Annotated in this window: 14 protein-coding genes; 11 read left to right on the forward strand and 3 right to left on the reverse strand. The window is 70.5% G+C overall.

Annotated elements, in window-relative coordinates; genetic code table 11:
• Window positions 1-2,736 (reverse strand): GDSL-type esterase/lipase family protein, encoded by a 2,736-nt coding sequence (locus JRI60_RS07015; RefSeq protein ID WP_239470388.1) that lies wholly within the window; start codon window positions 2,734-2,736, stop codon window positions 1-3.
• A 118-nt stretch (window positions 2,737-2,854) separates the two neighbouring features.
• Here JRI60_RS07015 and JRI60_RS07020 point away from each other — a divergent pair, with 118 nt between their 5' ends.
• The 9 genes from JRI60_RS07020 (at window position 2,855) to JRI60_RS07060 (ending at window position 14,215) form a co-directional block, all read left to right on the forward strand.
• Window positions 2,855-3,919 carry a mannose-1-phosphate guanylyltransferase gene (locus JRI60_RS07020; protein ID WP_204225073.1) on the forward strand — a complete coding sequence of 355 codons (1,065 nt, stop codon included), beginning with the start codon at window positions 2,855-2,857 and terminating at the stop codon, window positions 3,917-3,919.
• Window positions 3,920-4,160: 241 nt separating this feature from the next.
• Entirely contained in the window at window positions 4,161-5,924 is a 1,764-nt protein-coding gene (locus JRI60_RS07025; protein WP_239470389.1) for a serine/threonine-protein kinase, read from the forward strand.
• A gap of 130 nt (window positions 5,925-6,054) precedes the next feature.
• Window positions 6,055-7,929, forward strand: coding sequence for a CotH kinase family protein (locus tag JRI60_RS07030; protein ID WP_204225075.1), 1,875 nt, complete (start codon window positions 6,055-6,057; stop codon window positions 7,927-7,929).
• 43 nt (window positions 7,930-7,972) lie between these two features.
• On the forward strand, window positions 7,973-8,611 hold the full coding sequence (locus JRI60_RS07035) for a Uma2 family endonuclease (protein WP_239470390.1): 639 nt from the start codon (window positions 7,973-7,975) through the stop codon (window positions 8,609-8,611).
• Between the two features lie 80 nt (window positions 8,612-8,691).
• Window positions 8,692-9,843 (forward strand): LOG family protein, encoded by a 1,152-nt coding sequence (locus JRI60_RS07040; RefSeq protein WP_204225076.1) that lies wholly within the window; start codon window positions 8,692-8,694, stop codon window positions 9,841-9,843.
• 231 nt (window positions 9,844-10,074) lie between these two features.
• Complete coding sequence (locus tag JRI60_RS07045; protein WP_204225077.1) at window positions 10,075-11,445, forward strand: phosphomannomutase/phosphoglucomutase; 1,371 nt, start codon at window positions 10,075-10,077, stop codon at window positions 11,443-11,445.
• A gap of 17 nt (window positions 11,446-11,462) precedes the next feature.
• On the forward strand, window positions 11,463-12,017 hold the full coding sequence (locus JRI60_RS07050; protein WP_204225078.1) for an NADPH-dependent FMN reductase: 555 nt from the start codon (window positions 11,463-11,465) through the stop codon (window positions 12,015-12,017).
• A gap of 21 nt (window positions 12,018-12,038) precedes the next feature.
• Window positions 12,039-12,968 (forward strand): ROK family protein, encoded by a 930-nt coding sequence (locus JRI60_RS07055; RefSeq protein WP_204225079.1) that lies wholly within the window; start codon window positions 12,039-12,041, stop codon window positions 12,966-12,968.
• A gap of 38 nt (window positions 12,969-13,006) precedes the next feature.
• Window positions 13,007-14,215, forward strand: a complete 1,209-nt coding sequence (locus JRI60_RS07060; protein ID WP_204225080.1) for a BMP family lipoprotein — start codon at window positions 13,007-13,009, stop codon at window positions 14,213-14,215.
• A gap of 71 nt (window positions 14,216-14,286) precedes the next feature.
• On the opposite strand, the gene JRI60_RS07065 is transcribed toward JRI60_RS07060, so the two are convergent.
• Together JRI60_RS07065 and JRI60_RS07070 are read right to left on the reverse strand one after the other, a co-directional pair.
• Window positions 14,287-15,435: an OmpA family protein gene (locus tag JRI60_RS07065; protein WP_204225081.1), complete on the reverse strand. Its 1,149-nt coding sequence runs from the start codon at window positions 15,433-15,435 to the stop codon at window positions 14,287-14,289.
• A 49-nt stretch (window positions 15,436-15,484) separates the two neighbouring features.
• Window positions 15,485-15,847: a DUF4398 domain-containing protein gene (locus tag JRI60_RS07070; RefSeq protein WP_204225082.1), complete on the reverse strand. Its 363-nt coding sequence runs from the start codon at window positions 15,845-15,847 to the stop codon at window positions 15,485-15,487.
• Between the two features lie 296 nt (window positions 15,848-16,143).
• Here JRI60_RS07070 and JRI60_RS07075 point away from each other — a divergent pair, with 296 nt between their 5' ends.
• Complete coding sequence (locus tag JRI60_RS07075; protein WP_239470391.1) at window positions 16,144-17,376, forward strand: hybrid sensor histidine kinase/response regulator; 1,233 nt, start codon at window positions 16,144-16,146, stop codon at window positions 17,374-17,376.
• 65 nt (window positions 17,377-17,441) lie between these two features.
• Complete coding sequence (locus JRI60_RS07080; RefSeq protein ID WP_204225083.1) at window positions 17,442-18,914, forward strand: sensor histidine kinase; 1,473 nt, start codon at window positions 17,442-17,444, stop codon at window positions 18,912-18,914.
• The last annotated feature ends 11 nt before the right edge of the window (window positions 18,915-18,925 follow it).

Consider the following 18,925-nt stretch of genomic DNA (forward strand, 5'->3'; position numbering starts at 1 on the left):
TCAGCGGCCCTCCGCCGCGAGCGCTGGGGGCTGGGCCTTGAAGGTCTCGTAGGCCGCCAGCAGGTCGGAGAGGAACATGCCCGCGAGCTTCTCGTAGCCCCCGGGCGTCAGGTGCGTTCCATCGGCGTGGCCCAGGCCCTCGCGCTGCCAGCGCACCATGCCGCGCGCTCCACCCATGGCCGCGCGCGCCGACCAGTACGCGCAGCCCTGGGCACGGGCCACCTCGGGCAGCGTCGTCACCACCTGTTGGAGCCCGGGGGCTTCCTCCCACCCGCCGTCCGCGCGCTGCTGGAGCCGGTCCGTGGTGCCGATGACGAGGCACTCGGCGCCGCCCGAGTCCTTCTTGAGGCGGGCGATGAGCTCGCCGTAGCCGGTGCGCAGCTTCTCCGCGTCCAGGTCCGGTTGGCCGCTCTCGTTGGTGCCGAACCAGAAGACGAGCAGCTGGGGCTTGCGCGAGGAGAGCTGCGCGGCGAGCGCCTGCGCGTCCATGCCGGCCACGGTGGCGGCGGTGGCGCCCGGCAGGCCCACCGCGTCATAGGCGACGCCGGGCTGCTCCAGGTCCAGCGCCGCGCCCAGCACGGTGATGGGGCCGCCGCCCTGGTTGAGCACCGCCACCTCGTGGGAGGGGCCGGTGACCGGGAAGGAGCGGATGCGCACCGTGGGCGAGGTGAAGGGCTCGGGTGGAGGCGGCTCGGGAGGCAGGGCGCTTCCATCCACCTTCACCTCCATCTGTCCGACACCGGGCCCATCCAGCCAGTAGAGGGAGAGCCGCGCGGGAGGCGTGGTGGCGGCGGTGCACCCGTCACAGAAGCGGATGCTCAGCGAGGCCCCGGGCGCGCCCACCGCGCGCACGCCGCTGAGTCCCCAGGCCTGTCCGGGCGTGGCGGCCGAGAGCGCGTCCTCCATCGTCCACTCACCCGTCAGCTCGCGCGAGACGCCCGCGGGCTTCAGCCGGTCCGAGGCCTTGCCCGCGGCGATGAAGCCACGCCCGGCGTCCCCGAAGCGCTTCGTCAGCGGGGTGCGCAGCGCGTCCGTGAAGTAGTGCGAGGCCGTGTGCGAGGCGCCCATCTGGAGGACGCCCAGCCGCGAATTCTCGCCCTTCTCGAGGGAGTGCAGGCGGGTGAAGGTGGCGGTGAGGGCCTTGTCGGCGTTCTGGATGCCCGTGGGCTCGATGGCCCCGTGCTGCGTATGGCTCGAGGCCCAGGCGCGTTGAATCGCCAGGTCGAAGAGGTGGCCCAGCAGGTCCGAGCCCTTCGCGCGCGGGTGGATGAGGTCCTGGTTGAGCATGCCGGCGGCCAGCCAGCGGATGGCGGAGCCCTCGCCGCCCATGGCGGAGAGCGCGTCCCAGTAGGCGCAGCCGCCCTCCGTCGCCACCTGGCGGAAGATGTCCGCCACCTCGCGCGAGCTCCGGCGCGGCACCAGGTCGCCGCCCATGGTGCGGATGGCCGCGTCGATGGGCGACATGACGAGGCAGGCCGAGTCCGGCACGGACTCGCGCACCAGCTTCACGAGCGACTCGGCCTCCTGCTTGATCTCCTCGGGCTTCGTCCAGTCGCGCGAGAGCCGGAAGGCCTCGTTGCCTCCGAACATGAGCACCACCAGCGACGGCTTGCGGTGACGCATCTGCGAGCGGAAGTAGGGCCGGTGGGCGCGCAGGAACACGCCCGCGTAGGCGCCCGGCAGGCCGATGGTGTCGTACACCACGCCCGGGTTGCCGTTCTCCAGCGAGACGCCGTGCAGCTCCACCTTGCCGCGCGTCTTCAGCGTCAGCGTCTTGGCGCCGGCTGGCAGCTTCACCGGGGCGAAGGCCACCTCCGCCGGGGTCCAGCGCGTCTGCACCTTCTGCAGGAGCTTGCCGTCGGCGAGCACCTGCACGGAGCCGCCACCCGGTTGGGCGAGGAAGAAGATCTCCGCCGTGCGCGCATCGTCGATGCCGAAGCGCACGTCCTGGGAGCCCGCGTTGCCCGCGGCGAAGGCCACGCCGGTGAAGGGCAGCCGGTCCTTCGGCGGCGCGCGGTCGATGAGGCGGGTGAACTCCCAGCCCTCGGAGGCCGTACCGGCGCGCACGCCTCGGCCGGAGCGGGTAGGGCGGTCGATATAGAGGAAGCCCTTGCCGCCCGAGCCATGACGCTCCTGCAGCCGCAGGCGCACCATGTCGGTGATGTGGTCGGAGGCGATCAGCGAGTCGCCCAGGTGCTCCACCCGCACGGGTTGGGTGCGGATGCCGTCATGCAGGCCGTCCAGGGCGTCGAAGAAGGGGGCGAGCCCGCTCTCCTCGCACCCGGAGGCGCCCATGCGCCGGCAGCCGGGCTCGATGTCCACGTGCTGGGCGCCCATCTTCTCGCGCAGGGACTCCATGCGCAGGGCGGCGTCGCGCATGGCGGGGCCGAGCTTCGCCAGCCCCAGCGAGTCGGACTCGGCGACGATGGGAGGCGGCTCCGGAGTCCCGGCGTCGGAGGGGTTGGCCTGGACCAGCTCGGGGGTGTCCTCCTCCTCCTCGGGCAGCTCGGGCACCTCGGGGGCGTTCGACTCACCATCGGGGGCGACACCCACGGCCTTGCGCTTGGAGGCGGCGCTCGAGGTGGTGACGAGCGCGATGAGCTGGGGCGCGACCGGCCCCTTCGCCAGGCTGGGGATGGGCCGCAGCGCCTCGGGGATGGGGGCGAGCGACAGTCCCACGGCGAGCGCCATCGTGAGGACGAGCGTCAGCCCGACCGATGTGTGCTTGGACTCCAACGCGCCGGCATGAGACTGGCTTTTTGGGACGCGGTCAAAACTCCTGCCTACGTCCGTGGGGCATCCAGGCGGACAGGCCCCTGGCGGGCGGCGGGCAAGGCGCTATCTTGCGCCGCTCATGACCCTCTATCCCGTCATCATGGCCGGTGGCTCCGGCACCCGTTTCTGGCCCCTGTCGCGCAAGGCGCGGCCCAAGCAGTTCCTCCCGCTGGCCTCGAAGAACCCGCTCATCACCGACACGGCCATCCGGCTCAAGGGCCTGGCCTCGGTGAAGGACACCCTCATCGTCTGCGGTCCCCTGCACGCGAAGCAGGCGGCGAAGCTGGTGAAGGGGCTGCCGAAGAAGAACCTCCTCGTGGAGCCGGTGGCGCGCAACACCGCGCCGGCCATCGCCCTGGCGGCGGTGCAGGTGGCCGCGAGGGACCCCGAGGGCATCCTGGTCGTCCTGCCCTCGGACCACCACGTGGCGGACGTGGCCGGCTTCAAGAAGACCATCGCCGAGGCGGCGCAGGTGGCGGCGAAGGGCCACCTGGTGACGCTGGGCATCAAGCCGAGCCGTCCGGAGACGGGCTACGGCTACATCCAGGTGGGTGATGGCCTGGAGGGCGGTGGCCGGCAGGTGAAGGCCTTCCGCGAGAAGCCGGACGTGGAGACGGCCCGGCGCTACGTGGAGTCGGGCGAGTACCTGTGGAACGCGGGCATCTTCGTCTTCCGGGCGGACGTCATCCTGGAGGCGTTCGCGAAGCACATGCCGGAGATGCAGAAGGGGCTGGACGCCCTGCGGAAGGCGGCGGGCAAGCGCACCTTCGCGTCGGTGCTCAAGCGCGTGTTCCCGAAGCTGCCCTCCATCTCCATCGACTACGGGGTGATGGAGAAGGCGAGCAACATCGCGGTACTGCCGGGTGACTTCGGCTGGTCCGACGTGGGCTCCTTCGCGGCCATCCCCGAGGTGCGCCCCTCGGACGAGAACGGCAACGTCGTCTCGGGAGCCGAGGCGGTGGTGGTGGACTGCAAGGGCTGCGTGGTGCTCGCCGACAAGCGCCCGCTCACGGTGGTGGGCCTCACCGACATGGTGGTGGTGGACTCGGGCGACGCGGTGCTGGTGGTGCCCAAGGACAAGAGCCAGGACGTGCGCAAGGTGGTGGAGGCGCTCAAGGCGCGCAAGCGCGAGAAGTTCCTGTAGGACACTGAAAGTTTTTCATGGCGGGGTTTGGAGGAATTACCGGCCATCTCCGTCTTTCGGGAGGGGTCACACCGCCCTTTCACCCCTTGTTTCGTTGGTTCGATAACGAAGCAAGGGGCTGCACGGAGGTTGCATCGCCTCTCTGGCGCGCCGCCTTTCAGGCGAGCGCTGCTGGGGGGCGGCGATGGGTTGCAACCACTGCTTCGATGAACATCCAACGGGTGCCGCGTGCACCCACCCCGTGGGTTCTCCGTGTGACAGCGAGGCGCTGTCCGGCATGGGCCATGGGCCTCTGGTCCTCAAGGGCAAGCTGGGTGCTGGCGCGCTCGGGACCGTGTACCAGGCCGAGCACTCGTCCACGGGTGCGCTCTTCGCGGTCAAGGTGCTCCACCCGCACCTGGCCCAGAACCCGGCCGTGCTCAACCGCTTCTACGCGGAGGTCCGTGCCGCGCAGAGCCTCGTCCACCCGAGCGTGGCGCGGATCCTCGACGTGCGCCAGGCGCCCAGCGGCTACCACTGTCTCCTCATGGAGTACGTCAGTGGCACCCTCCTGTCGCACCTGCCGCTGCCGCTGCCCCCCGCCGAGGTCGTGTTCCTGCTCTCCCAGGTGCTCGAGGGCCTCGAGGCCGCGCATGCGTGCGGCCTCGTCCACCGTGACATCAAGCCGGAGAACCTCGTCCTCACCACCGGCCGCGATGGCGAGCGGCGCGTGAAGATCCTCGACTTCGGCATGGCCGCCACCCTGGGCGCGGGCTTCTCCGAGGAGGAGCTCTCCGCGGGCATGGTGGTGGGCAGTCCCGCCTACCTCGCTCCCGAGCTGTGGGTGCGCGCCGAGCCGGACGGCCGCGCGGACCTGTACGCGCTCGCGGTGCTGGGCTACCGGCTCCTCACCGGACGGCTGCCCTTCGGTGGGGGCGGGCGCATGGGCGAGATGCTCCTCGTCCACAAGCCCACCCGGCCGCTGCCGCCCCACCTCATCGAGGAGCGCGTGCCCCAGGCCCTCTCCGCGGTGCTGATGCAGGCCATGTCCCTGCGTCCGGATGACCGTTTCGCCAGTGCCCGGGCCTTCCGCTCGGCCCTGCACGAGGCCATGCGGCGCCCCGCCTTCGGCTGCCTGGCGCCCCCCACCTTCCGCGTGCGTCTCGAGGACGTCAACGGCCTGGGACTGCAGCCGGTGTTCGTCAACGACGTGAGCCAGGAGGGACTGCGCATCGCCTGCGACGGGACGCTGCCGCGGCTCGGTGCCCGCCTCCAGGTGGAGCTCTCCCTCAACGGCTGGGCGCTCGGCTGCGCGTGCGACGTGGTGCGCCTGCTGCCGGCCGAGGAGGCACGCACCTGGGGCGGCCGTCAGGGCTTCATCGTCCACTTCGCCGAGCCCTCCGAGGACGTGCGCCGGTTGATCGACCAGGCCCTGGCGCCGCCTCCCGCGGAGCCGGCGCCGGATCCGGAGCTCGCGCAGTTGCTGACCCGGGCCACCGCGCACAGCCAGGATCCCTACAGCCTGCTGGCCGTCCACCCGCACTCGGACTTCGCGGAGGTGCTGCAGCGCGTGGCCCAGGCCGAGCATCGGCTGGAGACCTTCTGGCAGCGGCCCCTGCCCGCCGAGCAGCGTCAGGCGCTCGAGGCCCTCCGGGGCAAGGTGGAGGTCGCGAGGCGGACACTGGGCGAGCCGCTCGCCCGCGCCCGCTTCGATGCCACCCGGGGCAACTTCCGCGGCGTGGCCCGCTGCCTCGCCGCCGGGTTGCAGCCGAACGCGGTGGAGCGTCTGCGCCAGACCTTCCTCGCCACCCGCCCGGACGCCGAGGCGCGTGCGCGTGCCATCTTCGACGAGGGCATCCTCCTGGAGGCCCAGCACGTGCTCGATGGGGCGCTGGCGCGCTACGCCGAGGCGCTCCGCGTGGATCCGCTCAACGTCTCGCTGCACCGCTACTACCACCTGCTGACGCAGCGCATGCGTCAGGCCAGTGCGTCCGAGTCCCAGGCTCGCCCCTCGGCGACCCACTGAATGCTCCCCCAGGGCTTCAGGTCACCCGCCCTGGGTAGTTCGCTTCTCAGCAAGGGCTCGCGAGCTTCCTCTTTTCGTGTTGGGAACAGTGCTTCGGCCCTGGCGCATGGCTTGCTCCTGGCAGCCGCGTATGAGACTCGCGCTGCTCACTGGACTTCTCCTGCTCCTGGGCGCGTGTGGAGGTCCGAGCGACCCGCCCGACACGCACCCCCACACCACGGACGACATCGACAACGGGAAGCCCGATGGCGGCTCTCCCTCCGAGGACGCGGGGCGTCCGGATGCCGGGCGCCCCCCTGACGCGGGTACACCGGACGCGGGCTCGCCAGACGCGGGCTCGCCGCCAGACGGAGGCACCCAGACGGGCTCGAGGCCCTCGCCCTCCAAGCCCCGGTGGCCGGCGCTGCAGACGTCCATCCCCACCTACGAGCTGTCGCTGAGTCAGCGCGACTACGATGCCCTCTACGCCCACATCCCGGATCCTCCCTCGAAGGAGTTCAAGGTGCTGGGCCACTTCCTCCATGAGGGCCGCACGTACGCGGTGGAGCTGAGCTTCCGGGGGCGCTCCACGAAGACGGACCCGCGCGTGGTGAAGAAGTCCTGGGATGTGCGCTTCGACAAGGAGGACCGCTTCCAGGGGAGGAAGAACATCGAGCTGCTCGCGGCGTGGAAGGACTCGGGCTACCTCACCGAGAAGCTCTGGTACGACCTGGCCGCGAGCGTGGGGTTGCGCGTGCCGTACGCCCGCTACGCCCACGTGAAGCTCCACCTGCGCCAGGACAACGGCACCGTCATCACGAAGTACGAGGGCGTCTTCACCGAGCTGGAGTCCATCAACAAGGACTTCCTCGAGGCCCACGACTTCGATGACGACGGGGACATCTACCGCTGCGGCATGCACGACTGCGAGATGCGCCAGCCGCCCCAGGAGCACTATCAGGAGTCCTGGGACAAGAAGACGAACGAGAAGCAGCCGTGGGACTCGCTGTGGAGCTTCCTCGAGGGCGTCAACCGCACGCCGCCGCACCGCTTCTCCGCCTTCGTCCAGGAGAAGCTGGAGGTGGAGGACTACCTCACCTGGCTGGCGGTGGACGCCTTCATCGCCAATGATCTGCAGGGCGACTCGCGCAGCTACCTCGTCCATGACCCCAAGACGGGCAGGTGGACGTACGTGCCGTGGGACCTGAACAACTCCCTGTCCCTCTACAACCGCACCAACGCCGTCATCCAGGGGGTGAAGGGGGAGCATGCGCTCTTCAGCTACACGCCCTATGACCCGAACGTGTACGACCTCTGGCTGTTCCGCCGAAGCTTCCCGGACATGCAGGACATGAAGCCGACGTGGAGCACGCTCACCACGCGTCTCTACGATGACCCGGCCTTGCGCGCCCGCTATGTCGCCCGGCTGCGCCTGCTGCTCGACACGTGGCTCACCGAGGAGAACATCGGCCCGCGCGTCGACGCCATGCACAAGCTGCTCGCCCCGTACATCCTGCCGGGCAAGGACGGCAAGACGGTGGATCCGTACGTCAGCCCCGAGCATGCCGCACGCAGCGCCGATTACCTCCACCGCTTCGTCAGCGAGCGTCGCGAGTGGCTGCGGCAGCACCTCCACGACATCGAGTCGCTGGGCAACGGGGCACTCGTCATCGACCGGGTGGGCCGCGATGCCTCGGGTGCCTTCTGGGTGCAGCTCTACAACCGTGGCTCCACGCCGGTGTCGCTGAGCGGACTGCACCTCACGGGCTTCACCCGGCAGACCGACCAGTGGACCCTGCCTTCCATCTCCGTGGAGCCCAAGCACTTCGTCACCTTCCGCCAGGGGGCCGCCGGCATCGAGGGCCTGGGGGCGACGCTCGACCCGCAGCACCCGGAGGTGGCGCTCTACTCGGCGGACCAGATGACGGCCCTGGACCTGCTGTGGCTGGCTCCCCTGAAGCCGGGGGAGGCCTACGGGCGGCAGCCTCGCGGCGCCGAGTCCTTCGGCAGCCAACCGGGGCCGTGAGGTGCGCTGACCCGATGTCAGAGGTGGAGTGCATGCTGGACACATGAGCGAGCACATCCACGGGCAGGGGGAGGAGCGGGTTGCGACGGCCGGGGCGGGACTGCATCCTGGGAGCATGAGCGACAAGCCGCCACGGCGCGAAGCCACCTACGAAGACCTGGAGGGTGTCCCGTCCAACTTCGTGGGTGAGCTCGTCGGAGGTGAGCTGTACGTGAGCCCGCGGCCGAGGACGGTGCACGCCCGGGCCGCCTTCCGGCTGGGCAGGGCACTGGACCCCTTCGACCGGAGCCCGGTGGGGGAGGGGCCCGGGGGCTGGGTGCTCCTCTTCGAGCCCGAGCTGCACCTGGGCGGCGAGGCCCTGGTGCCGGACCTGGCCGGGTGGCGGCGCGAGCGCCTGCCCGAGCTGCCCGATGTCGCCGCGCTGACGCTCGCCCCCGACTGGGTCTGCGAGGTGTTGTCACCCTCCACGGAGGCGCTGGATCGGGTCCGGAAGATGGGCTCGTACGCGCGCGAGGGGGTGAGGCGCCTGTGGCTCGTGGACCCGAGCCTTCAGACGCTGGAGGTGTATCGGCTGGAGGACGGGCGCTGGTCGCGGCTCGGCGCGCACCTGGGGAACGTCACCGTCCACGCCGAGCCTTTCGCGGCCCTGGCCCTGGAACTGGGCTCGCTCTGGGAGCGCTGAGGGCACTTGGACTCAGAGGTGTCCCGCTGGCGGGAGGCTCCTGATACGATCAGGGTCCTTCGCACGGACGGGAGATTCGCGTGGTCGAGATCGAGAGCCTCGCGGCATTCGAGCAGCATCTGGCGAGCGGCAAGAGCCTCGCCAACGTCATCCTCCAGGGGCTGGACCTGAGAGGACAGAATCGGACCCTGCTGGGTGCCGACCTTTCGGGCACCGTCTTCCTCGGCTGCGAGCTCGAGAAGGACGCGCTGCAGGCCGTGCTCGCGCGCGGGGCCATGGTCTTCCCGCCCTTCTCGGGGCTGCCCTACTCACCGTATCGCGGCGGCCTCTACACCCCGGAGGAGCTGTACGCGGGCTTCGACCCCGCGCGCCCCGAGACCTACGCCGATACCCCCGACGCCCGCATCTACGCGCATTGGAACTCACGGGGCGGTGCCAACCCGCCCTCGCTGCTCGAGACGCTGGCGCAGCGGCTCCACGACCATGCCGTCACCGACGCCATGGAGGAGGTGCTCGCCCAACAGGGCCGGCCGCGCAAGGTGGTGGCCATCATGGGCGGTCATTCCATGCTCCGGGGGCAGCCCGACTACCGCGCGGTGGCGGAGCTGGCCCGCGAGCTGGCGCGGCTCGGCTTCTTCCTGGTGAGCGGCGGTGGACCGGGCGCCATGGAGGCCACCCACCTGGGCGCCTGGTTCGCCCGGCGCAGTGAGGCGGAGCTGGCCTCGGCTCTCGACGTCCTCGCCAAGGCCCCCAGCTACAAGGATCGCGAGTGGCTCGCGCGGGCCTTCGAGGTGCGCGCGGCCTGGCCGCTGCGCGACGAGGACCACCCCGCCTGCGAGAGTCTGGGCATCCCCACCTGGCACTACGGTCACGAGCCGCCCAACCCGTTCGCCACCCACATCGCCAAGTACTTCGCCAACAGCGTCCGCGAGGACGGTCTGCTCACCATCGCGAAGGGTGGTGTCGTCTACTCCCCGGGCAGTGCCGGCACCATCCAGGAGGTCTTCCAGGATGCCTGCCAGAACCACTACAACACCGTGGGCGTGGTCAGCCCGATGATCTTCCTGGGCCAGGAGTTCTGGACGCGCACGCGGCCGGTGTACCCGCTCCTGGAGCACCTCGCGAAGGGCCAGGAGTACGCGCGCTATCTGCTGCTCACGGACTCGAAGGAGCGCATCGTCCAGGCCTTGGTGGACTTCGACCGGGAGCTGGGGTCCCAGACCGCGCGCTGAAGCAGGGACGACAGGGGACACTCCTCCGCTTCCTGGGGGAAGCCTCCTCCGGATGGGTCCTTCCCGTGCCCACCGGGTGGCCTGGCGAGGGGGCCCGCTCCCTCCCGGGTACCGAAGTGTCGTAATTTCAAGGGTTTGAACAGCCCCCACTTGGATACCCGCGCGCCCCGCGCTTGTGTAGAGTGCGCCGCCCTCGCCCTACCCCCCGCGAGGGTTTCAGGAAACAGCCTCATGAACGCGCACATCTTCCGCGAGTACGACATCCGTGGCCTGGTGGATAAGGACCTCACCGTCGAGGTGGTGGAACTGCTGGGCAAGGGACTCGGCACCGTGGTGCGGCGCAAGGGTGGACGCTCCATCGTGGTCGGCCGCGATTGTCGCGAGTCCTCCACGCGCTTCCGCGACGCCCTCTGCCGTGGCCTCACCTCCACCGGGCTCAACGTATTCGACGTCGGCGTGGTGCCCACCCCGCTGACCTACTTCGCCGCCAACACCCTGCCGGTGGACGGTCTGGCGATGATCACCGGCAGCCACAACCCGCCCGAGTACAACGGCTTCAAGATCGGCGCCGGCAAGACGACCTTCCACGGTCCGGAGATCCAGGCGCTGCGCAAGCTCATCGAGGCGCGCGACTTCGAGAAGGCCGCCACCCCGGGCACCGTCAGCCCCTTCGACATCCACACCCCGTACTACCACTTCGTCCGTCAGACGGTGAAGGTGGGCCGCAAGGGGATGAAGATCGTCATCGACGCGGGCAATGGCACCGGCGGCGCGGTGGGCGTGCCCCTCTTCGAGAGCATGGGCTTCGAGGTCGTCCCGCTCTTCTGCGAGATGGACGCGCGCTTCCCCAACCACCACCCGGACCCCACGGTGGTGGAGAACATGCAGGACCTCATCGCGGCCGTGAAGCGCGAGAAGGCCGAGGTGGGCATCGCCTATGACGGCGACAGCGACCGCATCGGCGTGGTGGACGACCAGGGCAACATCCTCTGGGGCGATCAGATCATGATCCTCTTCAGCCGCTACGTGCTGAAGGAGAGCCCCGGCGCGGCCATCGTCGGCGAGGTGAAGTGCTCCTACACCCTCTATGACGACATCGCGAAGCACGGCGGCAAGCCGGTGATGTGGAAGGCGGGCCACTCCCTCATCAAGGCGAAGATGAAGGAGGAGCACGCGGAGCTGGCCGGCGAGATGAGCGGCCACATCTTCTTCAAGAACCGCTACTTCGGCTTCGACGACGCCATCTACTCCTCGGCGCGTCTGCTGGAGATCCTCACCCACGAGAAGAAGAAGCTCTCCGAGCTGCTGGCGGACGTGCCCAAGACGTACGCCTCGCCCGAGCTGCGCGTGGACACGGTGGAGGAGAAGAAGTTCGAGCTCGTCAAGCGCGCCACCGAGACCCTGCGCGCGGCGGGTCACTCCATCGTGGACGTGGACGGCGTGCGGGTGACCTTCCCGGACGGGTGGGGCCTCATTCGCGCCTCCAACACCCAGCCCATCCTGGTGCTGCGCTTCGAGGCCAGCACCCCCGAGCGGCTGGAGGAGATCCGCCAGCTCATCGAGGGCACGGTGGCGAAGATGAAGCGCGAGGTTGGCGCCTGAGGTAGACAGAGGACCCCATGGCCACCCCCCACCTGCTCGCCCTGTGTGGAAGCCTCCGCACGGGCGCCCTCAACATGAAGCTGCTCGACATCGCCGTGGCGGAGGCCCGCCGGCTGGGCGCCGAGGTGGATGTCGTGGAGCCCAAGTCGCTCGCGCAGCTGCCCATCTTCGATCAGGAAGTGGAGGCCCAGGGCCTGCCCGCCCTGGTGAAGAACCTGCGGGAGCGGCTGGCCCGCGCCAATGGGTTGCTCATCGCCAGCCCCGAGTACAACTCCTCCATTCCGGGCGGCCTGAAGAACGCCATCGACTGGGTGTCGCGTCCGCCCGAGCGCCTCTTCCAGGAGAAGTGGGCGGCGCTGATGGGGGCCTCGCCGGGTGCCTTCGGCACCGCGCGCATGCAGCCCCACCTGCGGCAGGTGCTGGCCGGGCTGGGAACGCACGTGCTGCCCGCCCAGGTGCACCTGCCCCGGTCCATGGAAGCCTTCAACCCGGACGGGAGCCTCAAGGAAGAGGCCCGACACAAAGAGGTGGTGTCGCTCGTCTCGGCCCTCCTCACCAAGCTCAAGGGCTGATTGCCCGACCAGAGAACGCTTATGCCTACGCTCGGTATCGACCTGGGAGGTACGTTCGCCCGCGCGGCGGTGGTGAACGAGCAGGGAAAAATCGTCGCCGCTTCCAAGATTCCGCTCGCCGAGCGCAGCCCCTCGGCCGTGGTGGAGTCCATTGCCCAGGCGGCCAAGGTGGCCGTGGAGTCGGCCGGTACGCCCGTGCAGTTCTGCGGCGTGGGCGCGGCCGGGCAGATCCACGGTGACTCGGGCGTGCTGGCGGTGGCGCCCAACCTCGGCTGGCGCAACGTGCCGCTGGGGGAGATGCTCCGCACGCGGCTGGGCTTCACCGTCCGGGTGGTCAATGACCTGGCGGCCGCCGCGTGGGGTGAGCTCAACGCCGGCGCGGGCCGCGGTGCCCAGGACATGTACACGGTGTTCGTGGGCTCGGGCGTGGGCAGCGCCATCATCGCCGGTGGCAAGCTGGTGCACGGCGCGGGCGGAGTGGCTGGCGAGCTGGGGCACACCAAGGTGGTGCCCAACGGGCGCAAGTGTGGCTGCGGCGAGCTGGGCTGCCTCGAGGCCTACGTCGGCGGCCACAACATCATCGCGCAGACGCGCGAGCTGCTGGCCTCCGGGCGCTCGCACATCCTCATGGAGCTGACGGGCGGGGACCCGGCCCGGGTGACGCCGGTGACGCTGGAGCATGCGGCGGAGCGGGGAGACACCGAGGCGCGGGAAGTCTACGAGCGCGCCAGCCTCATGCTGGCCATCGCCGTCGCCAACCAGGTGACGGTGCTCAACCCGGCGCGGCTCATCCTGGGCGGCGGCGTGCTGGCGCACTGCCCGGGCATCCGCCGGCGCGTGGTGGAGGGAGTACAGGCGTACGCCTCCATGACCTCGCGCGAGGGGCTGCTCATCAGCGACGCCGAGCTCGGTGACGACAGCGGCCTCATCGGGGCGGCGCTCCTGGCCTGACTTGCTGGGGAGGGCAGGGCTCTGCTAGACGCGGCCTCATGGCTACTGCTCGTCCCCTGCGCATGTCCCTGCTGTTCGGCCTGTTGCTCGTGTCCGCCTGCAAGAAGCAGGAGGAGGCGAAGCCGGAGGCCACTCCCGCCAAGCCCGCGGAGTCCGCCAATGCCCCGGCCGCCGCCGCTCCGAAGGAGAAGTCACTCAAGGTCGGCCTCGTCACGGACGTGGGCGGCCGCGGTGACCACTCCTTCAACGACTCGGCGCTGCGTGGCCTGGAGCTGTGGGGCGCGGGCAAGAAGATGGAGGGCGGTAGCTACAAGGACGCCTCCCCCGAGGAGCTGAAGGAGACGCTCCAGCAGGACCTGGCCACGCGCGGCATCGCCCCGGTGGGCGTCACCCCGGTGGTGCTGCAGAGCAAGGTGCCCGAGGACTACGAGCCCAACCTGCAGCTGCTGGTGGATCAGGGTGTGTCCCTGGCCGTCGGCGTGGGCTTCATGCTCGAGAACGCCGTGGAGACGGTGGCCAAGCGCAACCCGGACTCGAAGTTCCTCCTCATCGACAGCCCGCTGGTGGCCGCCGATGGGAAGACCTACACCCTGCCCAACGTGCGCACGGTGATGTTCCGCGAGGAGCAGGGCAGCTTCCTGGTGGGCGCGCTGGCCGGTCTGGCGACGAAGGGCAACAAGGTGGGCTTCGTGGGCGGCATGGAGGTGCCCCTCATCAAGAAGTTCGAGGCCGGCTTCCGCGCGGGCGTGGCCGCCACCAACCCCAAGGCCACCGTGCTGGTGAACTACACCGGTAGCTTCGACAACGTGGCCGCTGGCAAGCAGGTGGGCCAGGACCTCGTCACCAAGGGCGCGGACATCGTCTACCACGCGGCCGGCTCGGACGGCCTGGGCGTCATCCAGGCGGTGAAGGAGGCTCGTACCGCCGGCAAGCCCGTGTTCGTCATCGGCGTGGACTCGGATCAGTCCCACCTCGCCCCGGAGGCGGTGCTGACCTCGATGCTCAAGCGCGTGGACCTGGGCGTCTACGAGGCCGTGCGTGACCTGTCCCAGGGCAAGCTGGAGGGCGGCGACGTGGTGCTGGGCCTCAAGGAGGGCGGCGTCTCCTACGCCCCCGTGCGCGTGGACTTCCCGGGCAAGGCCGAGGCCCTCCAGAAGATCGAGGAGCTGCGCGCCAAGGTCGTCAGCGGGGAGATCCAGGTGCCCACCAACCCCTCGCAGCTCTCCACCGCCCCGGCCAAGCCGTAAGGCGGAGTCGAGCCCGGGCGTGTCCGGCCCCGTCGCCTTCCTGGCGGCGGGGCCTTTTCATTCGTGGCGCGTCACGGCGTCGGCGTCGGGGCCGGCTGCTGCGGCTGCTGCGGCTGTTGTGGCTGCTGCGGCTGCGGCTCTTGCGGCTGCTGCTGCTGCGGCTGCTGGCCGGCTCCGCCGATGCCGCGCTCGATGATGATCTCCACCCGGCGGTTGTTCGCGCGGCCCTCGGGGTTCTTGTTGGAGGCGATGGGGTGCGCCTCGCCCATCCCATCCGTGCGGATGCGCTCGCTGTCCACGCCCCGGTCGACGAGGTAGTCCCTCACGGCCTCGGCGCGCTGGTAGGAGAGCTCCTCGTTGACCTCCGTGGCGCCCTGGCTGTCGGTGTGTCCCTCGATGACGAGCGGGTTCTGCGCCTTCTTCAGGGCCTCGGCCACCTCGTCGAGCCGCCGCCGGGCCGCCGGCAACAGGTCCGCGCTGCCCGAGCGGAAGAGCACGCTGCCGGAGAGCGTGAGCACCAGCCCGCGCGCCTCCTCCTTCACCTGGACCTGCCGGATGTTGCGCAGATCCTCGGCCACCTGGGCCTGCGCCCGCGCATCGGCCTCCGCCTGGGCCGCGCGCTGCTCGGCCTGGAGCCGCGCCTGGCGCTCCTGTTCGAGCTGCGCGTTGAGCTGATCCGCGCGTGCCTGGGCCTCGGCGAGCCGCGCCACGCGCTCCTCCTCCGCGCGCCGTGCCTGCTCCAGCTCCTGCTGCCGCGCCGTCAGCTGCTCCTGCTCCCGGACCTGGGCCTGCCGCTGCTCCGCCTCCGCGCGCAGCCGCTGGGCCTCGGCGAGCTCGGAGCGGGCCCGGTCCAGCTCCTGGCGCGTGCGCTCGACGTCCGAGGACTGGGCCGCCGCGAGCTGCTGCGCCGCCTGCTGCCGCTCCTGGTCGGCGACCGCGGCCCGGGCGAGCGACTCGGCCGTCTCCGCCTTGCGCAGCGCCACGTACGCCAGCGAGCGTGTGCGCTCCGAGCCCCTCTCCAACTCATGGGCGCGGTTGGCCGCTTCGAGCGCCGCGCGCGCCTCCGCCAGCGCATTGGGAGTGAACTGGGCCGCGGGCCCCGCGGAGGCCCGTTGGTAGGCATAGCGCGCATCCAGCAGCTCGCGCGGCGTGCTGCCCGCGCACCCCGCGAGCGCGGCGGCACCGAGCACTCCCCACGTCAGACGCTTCCATCCCCGCATGACCTTCTCCTCTGGCATCGAGTCCTCGATGCGCCTTCACGTGTGGTGGCTACTGCTGCACCGGGCCCTGCTGGAGCTGCTGCACCTGCTGGCGGGCTTGATCTGCCTCGGCGCGGGCTGGTGCCTCGCGTGCCAGGGCGAGCGCCAGCGCCGCGTCCGCCTCGGCGCGCTGCAGGAGGAGCGCCGCCTGCTCACGCTTGTTGCGCTCGAGCAGCTTGCGAGCCTCACGGGCCTGCTCCCGGGCCCAGCGCAGGTGTTGCGCCGCCTGCGGTACCGCCTCGGCCCCGGCCTCCTCCGCCTGGCGGATGGTGACCTCCGAGTCCACCAACTGCTGTGTTGGCGCCACCCGCTGCACGCTCACGCAGCCGGCCAGACCCAGCAGCAACGCCGCGCCCACGATTGCCTTTCGCATCGCTCGTGACTCCCCCGGTTCGGGCCGCGGGCGGGTCCTGCTTCCGCCGTCCCCATGCAGCCGTCGACGACACCGAGATGTGCACTGGGTGACGAGGCAACAAGCGCGGGCCTTTGAGCGGCTGCTCGGGCTGCGAGCACACGGCCTCACGGTAAATTTGGATTCCCAGGACCTCTCCCCATCACGGCCTGCCCCGCATTCCATGCGGGTGGGGTTGTCTGCCTGCTCCCGCATCACCACTGATTGGCATCTCCCGACGCCGTTGAACTGGCGGCTCACTCACCCGTGGAGGATTCGTGCGAGCAGGGGATGCGCCTTCCGCCAGCGTCCTGTTGGTGGATGACCAGCCTTCCGACCTGATGGCCCTGGAGCGCCAGCTCTCCGGGTCCGGGCTGCGCGTCGTGAAGGCCACCTCCGGTGAGGAGGCGCTCCGACAGCTGGATGACCAGGACTTCGCCCTCATCCTCATGGACGTCCGGATGCCGGGCCTGGACGGCTTCGAGACAGCCCGGCTCATCCGGCAGCACGAGCCCCTGCGGCGCGTGCCCCTCATCTTCCTCTCGGGTGCCTCGCGCGAGGAAGCCTCCGTGGTGAACGGGTACGCGAACGGAGCGGTGGACTACCTGCGCAAGCCGGTGGAGCCGGAGGCCCTGCGCGCCAAGGTGCGTGTCTTCGTGGACCTCTACCTCGAGCGCGAAGCGCTGCGGCGCGAGCGGGCCCAGGAGCGGCGGTTGCTCGAGGAGCGGCGCCTGGCGGTGGAGAAGGATCGCGAGCGGCTCCTGGAGGAGCTGCGCGAGGCGGTGCGCCTGCGCGACGAGTTCCTCTCCGTGGCCAGTCATGAGCTGAAGACCCCCCTCACACCGCTCGCCCTGCGGCTGCGGCTGCTGCTGCAGGAACTGGAGGCGGAGCCGGACAGCCCGGGGACGCGGCGCCTGCTGCGGCACCTGGAGACGGCGCGCCAGCAGGTCCGGCGGCTGACGGTGCTGGTGGACGGACTGCTGGACACCACGCACATCACCAGCGGGCGGATCGCCCTGTGCCACGAGGAGGACGTCAATCTCGCGGCCATCGTCCGCAACGTGGCCGCCAGCTTCGAGACCCAGGCGGAGCGGGCGGGCTGCCCGATGGGGCTCGAGGTCCCCGGCCACGTTCTGGGCCGGTGGGATCCACTGCGGTTGGAGCAGGTGGTGTCGAACCTGTTGTCCAACGCCCTCAAGTTCGGCGCGGGCTCGCCCGTGCACCTGCGCGTGGAGGAGCGGGAAGGGTGGGGGCGGCTGGTGGTGCGTGACCAGGGAATCGGAATGGACGATGGCGTGCGCGCGCGTCTCTTCCGCCGGTTCGAGCGGGGCGTGTCGGAGCGGCACTACGGTGGCCTGGGTCTGGGCCTCTTCATCTCCCAGCAGATCGTCCAGGCCATGGGCGGCCGCATCCTCGTGGAGAGCACCCCGGGGCAGGGGGCCACCTTCACCGTCGAGCTGCCGTGCTCGGCCCTTCCGGAGTCGCCACCCCCGGGACGGGGGCCGTCATGAGTCCCCAGGAGCCCGGCTTACAGGAGGGCTCTCACGCGAGGCCCGGGGCATTCCAGGCGCTGCGCATGCTCGTGGTGGATGACAGCAGGTCCGACCGGCTCATGGCCATCCGCGTGCTCCGGCGGGCCTTTCCCGGCTGCGTCCTGGAGGAGGTGGAGGACGAGGCGCGGTGGAGACAGGTGCTCACGGGCCCCCGGTTCGACGCCGCCATCATCGACTACAGGCTCCCCTGGGCCGATGGGATGGAGCTGCTGCAGTCCATCCAGCGGCGGTGGCCGGGCGTCCCCGTCCTCATGCTCAGCGGGACGGCCGACGAGAATCAGGCACTCGAGGCGGTGCAGGAGGGCCTGGAGGAGTACCTGCCCAAGACGGCCGGGTCCTACGCCCTGTTGCCGCGCTCGGTGCGCTTCGCCCTGGAGCGGGCCCGCCAGCGTCAGGCCCTCATCGAGGCGAACGAGACGTTGCACCTCGTCATCGAGGGAGTGCGCGGTCACGCCATCTTCCTGGTGGACCCGGAGGGACGCGTGCTCACGTGGAACGCGGGTGCCCAGGCCATCACGGGCTACCGCGAGGAGGAGGTGGTGGGGCGGTTCGTCAGGCCCCTGCTGGTGCCCGAGGCCTCACCGGGTGAGCGGCTCGGGCGCGAGGTGGAGGAGGCCGTGCGCCGGGGGGTGTACACGGGCGAGGGCTGGCGGCTGCGCAAGGGCGGTGGCCGCTTCTGGGCGGACATCTCCGTGAGTGCCCTGCACGGAGAAGGGGGCGCGCCGCGCGGTTTCGTCGTGGTGCTGCGGGATGTCTCGGAGCGCAAGCGGCTCGAGGAGGAGCGCAGGCAGGCCAGCGAGTTCCGCGAGCGCCTGCTGGGCATCGTCAGCCACGATCTGCGCAGTCCCTTGCAGGCCATCCTGCTGCAATCCCAGCTCCTGCCGCGCGACGTGCGCCCGGAGCCGGTGATGCGCGCCACCTCGCGCATCAGCCAGGCCGCGGAGCGCATGGGGCGGATGATCGCCGATCTGCTGGACTTCACGCGGGGACGTCTGGGCGGAGGCATCCCGGTGGAGCGCGTGCCGGGGGACTTGCTGGTCCTCGTCCGCGAGGTCACCGAGGAGCTGCGGCTGGCCCATCCCCACCGCCGCATCTCGTTCGTCGCCATGGGGGAGGGACACGGCGAGTGGGACAAGGATCGGCTCACGCAGGTGGTGCAGAACCTCGTGTCCAATGCCTTGAAGCATGGGGCGGAGGACGTGCCCGTGCGGGTGGAGATGCAGGGCGAGGAAGACCCGGTGGTGCTGTCCATCCACAACGAGGGCCGGCCCATCCCGCCCGAGCTCATGCTCCACCTGTTCGATCCGTTCCGGCGGGGGAAGGACGCTGGCGCCAGCGACAGGTTGACCACGGGCCTGGGGCTGGGCCTCTACATCGTCCAGGAGATCGTCCACGCCCACGGGGGCACCATCCACGTGACGTCCAGCGCGGAGGCGGGGACGTGCTTCACGGTGCGCCTGCCGCGTCGCCCTCTCGTGGCCGTGAGCCCGCGGTAACTCCCTCACCC

The organism is Archangium violaceum (genome assembly GCF_016887565.1).
Taxonomy (GTDB): Bacteria; Myxococcota; Myxococcia; order Myxococcales; family Myxococcaceae; genus Archangium; species Archangium violaceum_B.